14 protein-coding genes are annotated in these 12,244 nt (G+C 64.9%); 6 read left to right on the top strand and 8 right to left on the bottom strand.

All coding sequences use genetic code 11. The annotated features are described in order from the left end of the window. Positions 1–88 precede the first annotated feature (88 nt). On the top strand, positions 89–454 hold the full coding sequence (folB, locus tag FZZ93_RS07960; RefSeq protein ID WP_149321786.1) for a dihydroneopterin aldolase: 366 nt from the start codon (positions 89–91) through the stop codon (positions 452–454). After that, positions 454–987: a 2-amino-4-hydroxy-6-hydroxymethyldihydropteridine diphosphokinase gene (gene folK, locus FZZ93_RS07955; protein WP_149321785.1), complete on the top strand. Its 534-nt coding sequence runs from the start codon at positions 454–456 to the stop codon at positions 985–987. Before folB ends, folK begins: the two co-directional genes overlap by 1 nt. On the opposite strand, the gene FZZ93_RS07950 is transcribed toward folK, so the two are convergent. The 8 genes from FZZ93_RS07950 to FZZ93_RS07915 form a co-directional block, all read right to left on the bottom strand. Next, entirely contained in the window at positions 984–2,129 is a 1,146-nt protein-coding gene (locus FZZ93_RS07950; protein WP_149321784.1) for a tRNA nucleotidyltransferase/poly(A) polymerase-related protein, read from the bottom strand. The genes folK and FZZ93_RS07950 overlap by 4 nt on opposite strands. Next, the gene (gene glpE / locus FZZ93_RS07945) at positions 2,113–2,460 is read right to left on the bottom strand and encodes a thiosulfate sulfurtransferase GlpE (protein ID WP_149321783.1); all 348 of its coding nucleotides are present in this window, start codon (positions 2,458–2,460) and stop codon (positions 2,113–2,115) included. Before glpE ends, FZZ93_RS07950 begins: the two co-directional genes overlap by 17 nt. Positions 2,461–2,487: 27 nt before the next feature. Then, on the bottom strand, positions 2,488–3,294 hold the full coding sequence (locus FZZ93_RS07940) for a symmetrical bis(5'-nucleosyl)-tetraphosphatase (protein WP_149321782.1): 807 nt from the start codon (positions 3,292–3,294) through the stop codon (positions 2,488–2,490). 30 nt (positions 3,295–3,324) lie between these two features. Then, a complete protein-coding gene (apaG, locus tag FZZ93_RS07935; protein ID WP_187774489.1) occupies positions 3,325–3,714 on the bottom strand; it encodes a Co2+/Mg2+ efflux protein ApaG in 390 nt (129 codons plus the stop codon). Continuing rightward, positions 3,714–4,520, bottom strand: coding sequence for a 16S rRNA (adenine(1518)-N(6)/adenine(1519)-N(6))-dimethyltransferase RsmA (gene rsmA / locus FZZ93_RS07930; RefSeq protein ID WP_149321781.1), 807 nt, complete (start codon positions 4,518–4,520; stop codon positions 3,714–3,716). The genes apaG and rsmA overlap by 1 nt, the downstream gene beginning before the upstream one ends. Before the next feature lie 26 nt (positions 4,521–4,546). Next, on the bottom strand, positions 4,547–5,596 hold the full coding sequence (pdxA, locus tag FZZ93_RS07925) for a 4-hydroxythreonine-4-phosphate dehydrogenase PdxA (protein WP_149321780.1): 1,050 nt from the start codon (positions 5,594–5,596) through the stop codon (positions 4,547–4,549). After that, on the bottom strand, positions 5,593–6,234 hold the full coding sequence (locus FZZ93_RS07920; protein ID WP_149321779.1) for a SurA N-terminal domain-containing protein: 642 nt from the start codon (positions 6,232–6,234) through the stop codon (positions 5,593–5,595). The genes pdxA and FZZ93_RS07920 overlap by 4 nt, the downstream gene beginning before the upstream one ends. Positions 6,235–6,302: 68 nt before the next feature. Beyond that, positions 6,303–8,768 (bottom strand): LPS-assembly protein LptD, encoded by a 2,466-nt coding sequence (locus FZZ93_RS07915; protein WP_149321778.1) that lies wholly within the window; start codon positions 8,766–8,768, stop codon positions 6,303–6,305. Positions 8,769–8,936: 168 nt separating this feature from the next. On the opposite strand from FZZ93_RS07915, the gene FZZ93_RS07910 reads away from it, so the two are divergent. From FZZ93_RS07910 to speD, 4 genes are all read left to right on the top strand, one after another. Next, complete coding sequence (locus tag FZZ93_RS07910; RefSeq protein WP_149321777.1) at positions 8,937–9,980, top strand: aminoglycoside phosphotransferase family protein; 1,044 nt, start codon at positions 8,937–8,939, stop codon at positions 9,978–9,980. Next, complete coding sequence (gene murU / locus FZZ93_RS07905; protein WP_149321776.1) at positions 9,977–10,642, top strand: N-acetylmuramate alpha-1-phosphate uridylyltransferase MurU; 666 nt, start codon at positions 9,977–9,979, stop codon at positions 10,640–10,642. Before FZZ93_RS07910 ends, murU begins: the two co-directional genes overlap by 4 nt. 67 nt (positions 10,643–10,709) lie before the next feature. Then, entirely contained in the window at positions 10,710–11,129 is a 420-nt protein-coding gene (locus FZZ93_RS07900) for an OsmC family protein (protein WP_149321775.1), read from the top strand. A gap of 232 nt (positions 11,130–11,361) precedes the next feature. Further along, a complete protein-coding gene (speD, locus tag FZZ93_RS07895; RefSeq protein ID WP_149321774.1) occupies positions 11,362–12,156 on the top strand; it encodes an adenosylmethionine decarboxylase in 795 nt (264 codons plus the stop codon). Positions 12,157–12,244 lie beyond the last annotated feature (88 nt).

The raw sequence follows: 12,244 nt of genomic DNA, 5'->3' as shown, positions 1-12,244 counted from the left end.
CTGCCGAGAACAGCGCCCCGCTGTCGTCGGCGCCCCGGCTCGCGTACAATCGGCCGCGCCTTCACCGTCAAACGCGCCAGGAATTCCGATGGACCTCGTACTGATCGAAGCCCTCAAGGTCGACACCGTGATCGGCGTCTATGACTGGGAACGCACCATGACCCAGACGCTGGTGCTGGACCTGGAAATGGCCACCGACATCCGCCCCGCCGCAGCTCGCGACGCCGTCGACGAAACCCTCGACTATGCCGCGATCAGCGAACGCATCGCCGACTTCGGCGCGACTCACCAGTTTGAGCTTGTCGAGACCTTCGCCGAACGCCTCGCCGAGACGCTGCGCCACGAGTACGCCATTGCCTGGCTGCGCCTGACGCTGCGCAAGCCCGGCGCGGTACCGGCCGCCAAGGCGGTGGGAGTACGCATCGAACGCGGCACGCGAGAGGAAACAAACTGATGGCCCGTGTCAGCGTCAGCATCGGCAGTAACATCGAGCGCGAGCGCCACATTCGCGCCTGCCTGGATGCCCTCGCGGAGACCTTCGACGACCTACGCGTCTCGAAGGTCTACGAGAGCGAGCCGGTGGGTTTCGAGGACGGCCGCAACTTCTACAACCTGGTGGCGCTGTTCGACTGCGACTGGACGGTGGGTGAGCTGCAGGCCTGGTGCAAGCGTCTGGAATTCGCCAACGGCCGGCATCCTGACAGCCCCAAGTTCAGCCCTCGCACTCTGGACGTCGACCTGCTCGACGTGGGAGGGCTCAGCGGCGAACACGACGGCGTCAGCCTGCCTCGTGCGGAAATCCTGCACCATGCCTTCGTGCTCAAGCCCCTGGCGGAACTGCTGCCCGACACGCGCCACCCGGTGAACGGCGAGCGCTATCGCGATCTCTGGAAAGCCCTGGACGCCAGCGACCAGCACCTGTGGCCGGTGAGCTTCGTCTGGCGGGGGCGCGATTTGTCCATTAGCTCGAGCATTCCTCGGAACTAGCGCCCTGTCTCCATCACGCCATCGATTGCTGCGCGACGCCGGCGCGCCAGTTCCTCCCCCAGCGCCCGGCCCTTGTAACCTTCATCGACCAGGCTTTTCGGCAGGATTTGCGTCGCCAGCCGCCAGGCCAGCGCCAGGTCCTCGGCCAGACTGGCATCGTCCAGGCTGACCAGAGCGATCAATGACGGCACACGTTCGCTGCGGCGCCAGGCATCGATCCCCTCGAGCCAGGCCATGACCCGTTTGCCATCGACCATGCCCGTTTCGTGGACCAGGCGGTGCGTGTGCGCGGCCTGATCGGCCAGACGACTCACCGCCTTGGGTAGTCGCAAGCGTTCGGACAGGTGACGCCGCTGCTCTGGCACCAGATGCTCCACCAGACGCGCCCAGCGCCAGAAAGCCGCCTCATGGGAATCGATATCCTCGGGCAAGCGCTGCAGGCGCCCCAGGGCCTCGTCCAGTTGCGCGGTATCCGCCACCAGCTCCGGCATCAGCACCGCCAGGGCACCGCGGTCGTCGAGCGTCTGGAAATAGACATCGGGCCAGGGTTCGCCCAGCGCCTTCTCGGTCTCCGTCCAGACCCGCTCGGCAACCAGATGGGCGATTTCACCACTCGTCACCAACCGCCGCATCAGGGTCAGGGTTTCCTCGGCGATGACGAAGCCAAGACCGGCATAGCGCGCCAGAAAACGCGCGACCCGCAGTACCCGCAGCGGGTCCTCGATAAAGGCCGGTGAGACATGGCGCAGCACCCGCGCCTCCAGGTCGGCACGGCCGCCGAAGGGATCGACCAGTTCGCCCGACGGCGTCTCGGCCATGGCATTGATGGTCAGGTCGCGGCGCGCCAGGTCCTCCTCGAGGGTGACCGATGGACTGGCATGGATCTCGAAGCCGGTATAGCCATGCCCCGACTTGCGCTCCGTGCGCGCCAGGGCGAATTCCTCATGACTGTCGGGATGCAGGAAGACCGGAAAATCGCGCCCCACCGGTTTGAAGCCGCGTTGCCGCATGGCCTCGGGCGTGGCACCGACCACGACCCAGTCGACATCGGTGACCGGCCAACCCAGCAGAGCATCGCGTACGGCACCACCGACCCGATAGACATCGAGGCCGGCGAGACGATGATCAAGCTCCGTCGACATCACCCGATGCCACCCGCTCGGGATGCTTCGACCGCCAATCGGTGAAGCCGCCATCCAGGCTGTAGACGTCCTCGAAGCCCTGGCCGGCCAGCCAGGCGGCGGCCTGCTGGCTGGAGTTGCCGTGATAGCAGACCACCACCAGCGGCGTCTCGCGCTCGGCTTCGGCCAACAGTGCCGGCACCCCATCGTTGTCCAGATGGCGGCTGCCGGGCAGGTGGCCGGCGGCGAAGCTTGCCGGGTCACGAATGTCGACCAGGGTCAGTGGACGCGCCGCATCCAGCCAGCCGGCCAGGGTGGCGACGTCCAGATGCTGAAAAGAAGAGGATGTCATGCGAACCTCCGTCGTCGGAAGAAAGTGTCAGCGCCAGCCGGGCACGCTGATGCGCTCGCCGGTCTCGAGATTCAGGGCAGTCAATTCGCCACCCCACACACAACCGGTATCCAGGGCCTCGGCCTGTACCCGACTGCCCGGCGTGCGCCCCTCCAGTGCCGCCCAGTGGCCAAACAGCAGGCGCACCGGGTCATGACGGGCAAACTGGAACCAGGGAGCGAAGCCCTCGGGCGCACTGTCGAACCCTTCCTTGGCGGCGAAGTCGAGGCAGCCCTCGGCATCGATGAAGCGCATCCGCGTGAAGGTATTGACGATCATCCGCTGGCGCTCGATGCCCTCGAGGTCATCCCGCCAGCACGAGGGCTCGTTGCCGTACATGCGCTCGAGGAACGCCCCGGCACGCTCACCGCGCAGGCAGGTCGCGACTTCACCGGCCAATCGTTCGGCCTGATCGGCTTCCCAGTGCGGCGGTATGCCGGCATGTGTCATCAGCGTATCATCTCGACGCACCAACAGCGGGCGACTCTGCAGCCAGTCTAGCAGCGTCTCGCGATCAGACGCCTCGAGGATGGCCGCCAGAGTATCCTTGCGCTTGAGCCCGGCGCCACCGCGTGCCACGGCCAGCAGGTGCAGATCATGATTGCCCAGCACCACCTCGGCACTTGCGTCCAGTGCCATGACCTCACGCAGGCAATCGAGCGAGCCCGGGCCACGATTGACCAGGTCGCCGGCCAGCCAGAGCCGGTCGTGGCGTGGATCGAATGACAAGCGTTCGAGCAGGGCGACAAATTCGGCGTGGCAGCCCTGCAAGTCACCGATGGCGTAGGTGGACATGCTCTCTCCTGTCGTGGTGAAGGCGTGGCCTCAGTGCACCTGATTGGGACCAGCCAGTCGGAAAGGCGCGATGGGCACCTCGAAGGGGCGCTGGGTGGCGGTATCGACACAAGTGAAGGCGCCTTCCATGACGCCCACCGGGCCATCGAGAATCGCCCGACTGGTATAGCGAAAGGTCTGGCCGGGGCCGATCAGCGGCTGCTGGCCGACCACGCCCTTGCCCCGGACCTCCTGTACCTGGCCACTCCCCTGGGTGATCGTCCAGTGACGCGCCATCAGTTGCATGCTGTGCCGGGAATGATTGTGCACGGTGATGGTGTAGCTGAACACATAACGCTGCTCCGACGGCGCCGACTCCTCGGCACAGAAGGCCGGTTCGACATCGACATGCACCTGTTCACCCTGAGGCGAGGTCTCCATCAACTCCCCTCCTTCGTCAGGTGATCGGCGATACGCACGAATTCCGCCACCGAAAGGGTCTGCGGTCGACGCCCCGGATCGATGTCGAGCGCCGACAAAGCCTCGCCCGACAGGCGTGACTTGAGGTTGTTGCGCAGTGTCTTGCGCCGCTGGGTAAAGGCCTCGCGCACGACCTCGAACATCAACGCCTCGTCCTGGGCGCGATGCGGCGGCGTCTCATGCGGTGTGAGTCGCACGATGGCCGATTCCACCTTGGGACGCGGCACGAAGGCCTCCGGCGGCACGGTAAACAGCGACTCGACGCGGCAATGGTACTGGGCCAGCACCGAAAGGCGGCTGCGCTCGGCACCACCGGGCTCGGCCGCAAGACGCTCGACCACTTCCTTCTGCAGCATGAAATGCATGTCCGCCACGGCATCGCCAGCCGCCAGCAGGTGAGAAATCAGCGGCGTGGAAATGTTGTAGGGCAGGTTGCCCACCACGCGCAGCGCGGGGCCGTCGCCGCAAAGCTCACGGAAATCGAACTTGAGGGCATCGCCCTCGTGGATGACGAACCCTGGTTTGTCGAAGAACTGCACGCGCAGGCCTGGTATCAGGTCGCGGTCCAGCTCGATGACTTCGAGCCGCCCATCGGCTGCCTCGAGCAAGGGCTCGGTGAGCGCGCCCTGGCCGGGACCGACCTCCACAAGCCGCTGGCCAGGCTTGGGGCCGATAGCACGTACCAACCGGGAAATAATGCCGGGGTCACGCAGGAAATTCTGGCCGAAGCGCTTGCGCGCGCGATGACCCGTAGGGCGGGATGTCATTCACTATCGTCCTTCTTGCTGATCGGTCAGGCGAGTCTGCCTCGGTCGGCCATCTCGGTGGCCAATGCCACGGCGACGGCGAGGCTGCCCGGGTCGGCCTCGCCGCGACCGGCGAGGTCCAGCGCTGTGCCGTGATCCACCGAGGTACGCACCAGCGGCAGTCCCAGGGTGATGTTGGCGGCGCGTCCGAAGCCCGCGTACTTGAGTACCGGCAGCCCCTGGTCATGATACATCGCCAGGACGGCATCGGCCCGGGCCAGATGATGCGGGGTGAACAGGGTATCCGCCGGCAGCGGGCCGTCAAGCGTCAACCCTTCGTCACGCAGGGCCTCGAGGGTTGGAATGATGACATCGAGCTCCTCGCGGCCCAGGTGCCCTCCTTCACCGGCGTGGGGATTGAGCCCACAGACCAGGATACGGGGCGACAGGATGCCGAAGCGATGTCGCAACTCGGCATCGAGGATACGCAGGATACGCGTCAATCGAGGCCCGGTCACGGCATCGCTCACCTCTCGCAACGGCAGATGAGTGGTCGCCAGAGCGACGCGCAACGCCGTTTCGCCATGCCATGAAGGCGAGGCAGCGTGCAGGGCCTTCTCGGTGGCGAGCATCATCACCACCTCGTCGACACCACAGGCATCGCGCAGGTATTCGGTATGGCCGCGGAAATCGTCATGGCCGGCGTCGATGATGACCCCCTTGTGCAAGGGGGCGGTAACGATACCCGCCGCCTCCCCGGCCTGACAGGCATCGACCGCCGTGGCCAGGGTCTCCAGCACATAAGCGGCATTGTGCGTATCCAGCCTTCCAGCCCGACACGGCGCTCGCAGCGAGACCGGCCACACCGGCAGCACGCCCGCCCGAGGCGCTGGCGGCGCCTCACCCGGCGAGAGCGTGCGTATCGTGATGGAACGACCGATGCTTCGGGCACGTTCCTCGAGCAGCGCCGGATCGCCCACCGCCACTACCCTGGCGGACGGCGGCGCCTCGCTTGCCAGCATGACCGCGAGTTCGGGACCAATGCCGGCCGGCTCGCCGGTGGTCAGGGCAAGAACAGGTAACTCGGTGTCGCTCACGACCCCGATCCGAGGCGCTCGTCGACGAAGGCCTGGGAGCGAATTTCCTGCACCCAGGCTTCCATCTCGTCATTGGCCTTGCGCTGGAACAACGCCTGACGCGCCTGTTCGGCCGTTACACCACCGCCCTGCTGCTCGATGAAGCGGTTGACTTCAGCCTCGGAGATACTCACCCGGCTGCCGACGCGACGCTGCTGGATCTGGCGCATCAAGAGCTCGCGCCGAACCTGGTCGCGCACCGCACCGAGCGACAGGCCATCGGCCTCCAGGGCATCGGCAAACTGTTCCAGCGTCATGCCATTGTTCTGGGCAATGGCCCGTACCTGACCGTTGAGCTCGGTATCGTCCACGCTGAGGTTGGCTTCCCGCGCCATCTGCAGCTGGATTTCCTCGACGATCAACCGCTCGAGCACCTGCTGGCGCAGCACATCGTCCGGCGGCACCTGCATGCCCCCGGCTTCCATCTGGGCACGGGTACGCGCCAGACGATCCTCGAACTGGGTGTTCATGATCGCGCCCTCGTTGACCACCGCCACAATGCGGTCCAGGGGCTGACGTGCGTCCTGGGCCATGACGCCCACCGGCGCCAGTCCGAGGCACAGGGCCAGTGTCAGGGTGGCGAGTTGTCGGCTGCGCATGTTGTTCCTTCCTTTCATCATGAGTGGTTGCGGGAGCGTCTACCGGCGGACGTTGATCTACGCGCCGTTCAGGGCCGGCTAAGGTCGGTGCCGCGATAGCCGGGCACCGCCGCTTCGAAATAGTTACCGGACTCGCCGCCAACGCCGCCCAATCCCTTGAACACGAAGCGCAGGAAGAGCCCGCGATCCGTGGTGTCGTCCTCGATGGTGTTGGCGGTGTCCTCGTCATCGATCCACTCGCGCCACACCAGCTGCAGACCATAGCAGCAGTCGTTCCACTGCACACCCGCCAGTTGCTCGAGCATGCGGTCGTTGGTGTTGTCGTAGCGCACCCCGCCGATCAGATCCAGGCGATTCATGGCCTTGTAGGCGAAGGACGCGGAGAACTCTTCAAGGTTGTAGGTCCGTGTGTCCTCGATATCCTCGGCAGGCTCGAAGCCTTCGAGTTGCCAGCGGTAGCCGAGGTTCAACACATGCCCGGCATCGGCCCGGTATTGCACATCGAACCCCGTGCTCTCGGTACGGCTCTTGCGGTCGTCGTAGAGCCACTCCCAACGGGTACGCCAGTGATCATCGATCCGCCAGTCGAGCTGGGTCACCCAGGGCGAACGCTGGCGGGTGGCGCGATAGCGATCATCCCGATCCTCGGGCAGGGTGTCGGAATCCCCTTGCATGTCAACGTGCCGATCCTCGAAGTAGGCCGCCTGGCCCAGCCCGAAGGAGAGCCGTTCACGACCGCTGCTGTCCTCGAGAAAACGGCTCTTCACACCATAGGAGAGCCGGTTGAGGTCACCGACGCGATCACCGCCGCTGAAACGGTAGGGCGACCACAGCTGGTTCCAGGAAAAGGCCAGCTCCGAGGTGTCGAAATCGGGGAATTCGCTCTGGTCACGGGCCGGTACATAGGCGTAGTTGAGGCGAGGCTCCAGCGTCTGGCGATAAGCGTCGCCGCCGACGTCGAGATCCCGCTCGAAGACCAGGCCGGCATCCACGGAGGCCACCGGCAACGTGCGCGTCAGGCTCTCGTCACGCTCGGTGCGGCGATCACCGTAATCCAGCTCATAGTTGGTATGGTGCAACTGCAGCCGGGGCTCGAGAAAGCCCCAGGTCGTATCGGCCCGCCAGCCGACGGCTGGCGTCAGTTGGAACCTGGCCCCGTTGGCCGCTTCGCGCAGCGGTACCTGCCGTTGCTGGTCCCTGAAGTCATAGAAGCCCTGCTCATCGCCCTCGATGTCGCGCCAGAAGTAGGTGGCATTGGCGTTCCACTCTTCGTAGAAACCGACATCTTGCTCCCAGCGCGCCTGGGCGGTCAGGCTCGGCAGCCGATAGAACGGCTTGTCGTTCTCGTCCAGCGGGTCGTCCAGTACTTGATAGCCCTGGGCCTTGCCCTCTAGCCGCCAGGTGTCGCCACGATATTCAACCTGAGCCAAGCGCGCCATGTTCTGGGTATCGGTATCACCGAATGTCTGGCCAAAATCGTCGAAATAGCGGCCGTCGCTGGCAGCCCCATAGCGCAACTGATAGCGCGTCCGCTTATCGACACGCCCGGCATGACGGTAATCGAGATACCAGCGGGCATCGCCATTCTCCAGCGACGAATCGGTCGAGGCCTCATCGCCGGCTCGTCGATCATCGGCGATGTAGGCCCCCTCGATGGTGCCGGCGTCGGAGGGCAGCAAATAGCGATATTCCCCCCCGAGCAGCAGGCCACGGTCGCTGATCACACGAGGCGTGATGGTCGCGTCCTGATTGGGGGCGATATTCCAGTAAAACGGTTGGGCATAATCGAGCCCATCGCCGGAGGTGCCGAGGGTCGGCCACAGGAACCCGGTCTGGCGTCGCTCGTCGATGGGAAAGCGCACCCAGGGCCAATAGAAGACCGGTACCTTGCCGACCTCGAGGCGGGCATGCCGCGCGGTACCGAAACCGCTCTGCTGATCCAGCACGATGTCATTGCCTACCAATCGCCACAGGTCGCTGCCCGGCTCGCAGGTGGTGAAGCTGGCCTCGGTAAGTTGGTAGCGCCCCTCGGCGACCCGCGCCAGTTGAGTGGCATCGCCGCGCAGCCGCTGCTCATGGGCCACATAATGAGCCTGGTCGATGTTCGCCGCCTCGCTGTCCAGCGAGAAGGACGCGGCATCGCCACGTACCAGCAGATTGCGATCGCGCAGTGCCAGAGGGCCCACGGCCGTCACCCGCTCGCGGGAGGCCGGCACCCGAACCTGCGGTGCTTCCAGTTGGGTCTCGCCACGGCGCAATACCACCTCGCCACTGAGGACCGTCTCGCCGTCCTCACCGTACTGGCCATCATCGGCTTCGCTTGCCACCTTGCCTTCGGCTGGCGTCGCCAGCCGATACGCCGGCATCTGGTAGTACCCCCGGCATACAGCACCCTCGGGGCGGTCCTCGCCCCAGGGGTGCCAATCCAGCTGCTCGGCCGGCAACGACTCGGGCGGTGCCGCCCATAGCGGGGCGGTCACCATACTCGAGGTCACGAGGCCGGCCAGGGCCGTCCAGGAGGATCGATTGCCCATGTTCAACGATGTCCTTGGCGGAGTGAATCGGTATTATACAGTCCCTAAGCGAGCTGTCCCGCCGACGAGTCCCTGTCATCGCCGACGACGTCGGGCCTCAGCATGCGGCGACGCCCTGGGGTCGTCAACCAAAGGACGCCCCGAACACCGATAAGACATGAGGTAAAGATGCCAGAGGCTGACACGACCTCGCGCCAATCCGCCCTCCGCCAGTGGGCCGCCGAACGTCACGGCATCGCCCCCGATGCCCTCGATCTGCGCCTGGCCGCCGACGACGCCAGCTTTCGGCGCTACTTCCGGCTGACACTGGCCGACGGCACCCGCCGCATCCTGATGGACGCGCCGCCGGACAAGGAAGATAGCGCGCCCTTCGTAGCTATTGCGTGCCGCTGGGTGGACGCCGGTCTGCCGGTTCCTCATCTCCATGAAGTGGACCTGGATGCCGGCTTCCTGGAGATCGAGGACCTCGGCGACACGCCCCTTCAGTACTGTTTCGAAACCTCGGAGGCTCCAGTGACCCTGGCCTGGCACGACCAGGCCCTGACGCTGCTCGACGCGCTACAGAATCAAACCGATCCGCAAGGCCTGCCGATCTATGACACCGAGCTGCTCGGGCGTGAGCTGGACCTCTTCACGACCTGGTGTCTGGACCACTGGCTGGCACTGGCGGCACCGCCGAGCTGGCCTGCCCTTCGTCAGCGGTTGATCGACACTGCCCTGGCCCAGCCGGTGGTCACCGTGCATCGCGATTTCGATGCCATGAACCTGATGGTCGTCAGCGACGCGCTCTACCTGATCGATTTTCAGGACGCCGTGGCCGGTCCGCTGAGCTATGACCTGGTCTCGCTGCTCCACGGCCGCTATTGCCGCTTCCCGGCGAGCCGTCGCCGCGCCTGGGTCGAGGCATTTCGCCAGCGAGCCGTAGCCGATGGCCGCCTGGATGACATCGAGTCATCACAGTTCCACCACTGGGTTGCCTGCATGGCCGCACAGCGGGCTCTCAAGGTCATCGGCATTTTCTGCCGGCTGACCCTGCGCGATGGCCGCCAGGGCTATCTCGCCCGCCTGCCGCATTTTCTCGATCACCTGGAAGATGCCCTGGCGGAACTGGACGAATTCACCGACTTTCGCGTCTGGCTCGCCGACACCCTGCGCCCAGCCTTGCTGGCCAGGCTGGAGGCCCAAGGCGTTGCCTGGGAGCGCGTGGCATGAAGGCGATGATCCTGGCGGCGGGGCTCGGCACCCGCATGCGCCCGCTCACCGACCACTGCCCCAAGCCACTACTGGAAGCTGGCGGCAAGCCGCTGATCGTCCACCATCTGGAGCGACTCGCCCGTGCCGGCATCCAGGACGTGGTGATCAACGTCAGCTACCGTGCCGAACAGATCGTCAACGCCCTGGGCGACGGCAGCGCCTACGGCGTCTCCATCGCCTGGAGCCATGAAACGACGCCCCTCGAGACCGGCGGCGGCATTCTCCAGGCCCTGCCACTGCTCGGCGACGCCTCCTTCCTGCTCGTCAACGGCGATGTCTGGTGCGACCTGGACCCTGCCACGCTGCCATCATCGCTGGGCAACGACCTGGCCAGGCTGGTGCTGGTCGACAACCCCAGTCACCATCCCGAGGGCGATTTCCGCCTCGATGCCGATGGGCGCGTTCGCGAGGGGGAAGGCCCTCGCCTGACCTATTCCGGTATCGCCCAGATCGCCCCGGCGCTGGTGGCCGAGCACCCCGAGGGCGCCTTCGCCTTGGCGCCGCTGCTACGCGTTGCCATGGCCGACGACCGCGTCGCCGGCCATTACCACCGTGGGCGATGGGTCGACGTCGGCACCCCCGAACGACTCGCTCTTCTGGACCAGGCCCTCCAAGGCTGAGACGCAGACGGGCAGCTGCTATGCTGCCCATCCCTACTCGTCCTTCAAATCAAGGAAACCTTGCCCCATGAAAGCCAGCGTCAAGTGGACAGACGGTCGTCAGTTCGTCACCGAATCCGGCAGTGGCCACAGCGTGGTCATCGACGGCCCGCCCGACCACGGCGGTCGCAATACCGGCCCCCGGCCGATGGAGATGTTGTTGATGGGGCTCGGCGCCTGCACGTCCTTCGACGTACTGGAGATCCTCGAAAAATCCCGCGCGCCGGTATCGGACTGCGTGGCCAGCATCGAGGCCGAACGCGCCGACAGCGTGCCCAGCGTCTTCACCAAGATCCACGTACACTTCACCGTCAGCGGTCAGGGCCTCAAGGAGAAACAGGTCAAGCGTGCGGTGGAACTGTCCGCCGAAAAGTACTGCAGCGCCTCGATCATGCTCGCCAACGGCGGGGTCGAGGTGACCCACTCTTTCACCATCGTCGAGCCATGAGACTCATCGACCCGGCCAAGAAGCGCTGAGCACTGAATGGTCGCCAGGGATGGCGGCTACAGCATCGCGGCTCGTACGCGCAGGCTTCCCGCCGTGTCGCGGAAAAAAACATGACGCTTCAGGTGCGCAGTCATCGATGGCTGTGCATAATACGCGCCTTTCCATCGCCATGCGGGTTCCGGCGCCGCTCGTCGGGATGAACACCATCAGCCATATCGAAGGAGGCTCGGACGTGAGCGACAATCTCCGACTCCACGGGTTCAACAACCTGACCAGCTCCCTGAGCTTCAACATCTACGACATCTGCTACGCCAAGACAGAGGAGCAGCGGCACGCCTACATCGATTACATCGATGAGCTCTACAACGCCGAGCGCCTCACGCAGATCCTCAAGGATGTCACCAACATCATCGGCGCCCATGTGCTCAACATCTCCCGCCAGGACTATGAGCCCCATGGCGCCAGCGTGACCATCCTGATCGCCGAGCACGAGCTGGAAGAGGCTGAGCTCGAACAGATGGCCCCCGGCCCCGGCCCGCTACCCGAGACCGTGGTTGCCCACCTCGACAAGAGTCATGTCACCGTCCACAGCTATCCGGAATCGCACCCCGACAACGGTATCAGCACCTTCCGCCTCGACATCGACGTTTCCACCTGCGGTCAGATCAGCCCGCTGAAGGCCCTCAACTACCTGATTCACAGCTTCGATTCCGACATCGTCACCATGGATTACCGGGTGCGCGGCTTCACCCGGGACGTGGATGGCCGCAAGTTGTTCATCGACCATGACATCACCTCCATTCAGGACTACCTGGCCGAGGACACCAAGCGGTCCTACCAGATGATCGATGTCAACGTGTATCAGGAGAACATGTTCCACACCAAGATGCTGCTCAAGGACTTCGAACTGGACAACTACCTGTTCGGCACCTCGCGCCGCGACATCTCCTTCGAGGAAGCACGCGACATCGAAGGCCGGCTACGCAAGGAAATGCTCGAGATCTTCTACTCGCGGAACATGGATTGATCCGCGCGGAGCGCGGGAGCTGTAAGCCTTAAGCTGTAAGCTTTAAGAAAAACCAAAACCCCCATCGGTCAGTCCGTACCGATGGGGG

The organism is Halomonas eurihalina (assembly GCF_008274785.1).
Taxonomy (GTDB): Bacteria; Pseudomonadota; Gammaproteobacteria; order Pseudomonadales; family Halomonadaceae; genus Halomonas; species Halomonas eurihalina.
This window is presented reverse-complemented; position numbering and strand designations above follow the sequence as displayed.

Coding starts and splice junctions, on each gene's coding strand:
- folB (WP_149321786.1), top strand. CDS start 89: ATGGACCTCGTACTGATCGAAGCCCTCAAGGTCGACACCGTGATCGGC.
- folK (WP_149321785.1), top strand. CDS start 454: ATGGCCCGTGTCAGCGTCAGCATCGGCAGTAACATCGAGCGCGAGCGC.
- FZZ93_RS07950 (WP_149321784.1), bottom strand. CDS start 2,129: ATGTCGACGGAGCTTGATCATCGTCTCGCCGGCCTCGATGTCTATCGG.
- glpE (WP_149321783.1), bottom strand. CDS start 2,460: ATGACATCCTCTTCTTTTCAGCATCTGGACGTCGCCACCCTGGCCGGC.
- FZZ93_RS07940 (WP_149321782.1), bottom strand. CDS start 3,294: ATGTCCACCTACGCCATCGGTGACTTGCAGGGCTGCCACGCCGAATTT.
- apaG (WP_187774489.1), bottom strand. CDS start 3,714: ATGGAGACCTCGCCTCAGGGTGAACAGGTGCATGTCGATGTCGAACCG.
- rsmA (WP_149321781.1), bottom strand. CDS start 4,520: ATGACATCCCGCCCTACGGGTCATCGCGCGCGCAAGCGCTTCGGCCAG.
- FZZ93_RS07920 (WP_149321779.1), bottom strand. CDS start 6,234: ATGCGCAGCCGACAACTCGCCACCCTGACACTGGCCCTGTGCCTCGGA.
- FZZ93_RS07915 (WP_149321778.1), bottom strand. CDS start 8,768: ATGGGCAATCGATCCTCCTGGACGGCCCTGGCCGGCCTCGTGACCTCG.
- FZZ93_RS07910 (WP_149321777.1), top strand. CDS start 8,937: ATGCCAGAGGCTGACACGACCTCGCGCCAATCCGCCCTCCGCCAGTGG.
- murU (WP_149321776.1), top strand. CDS start 9,977: ATGAAGGCGATGATCCTGGCGGCGGGGCTCGGCACCCGCATGCGCCCG.
- FZZ93_RS07900 (WP_149321775.1), top strand. CDS start 10,710: ATGAAAGCCAGCGTCAAGTGGACAGACGGTCGTCAGTTCGTCACCGAA.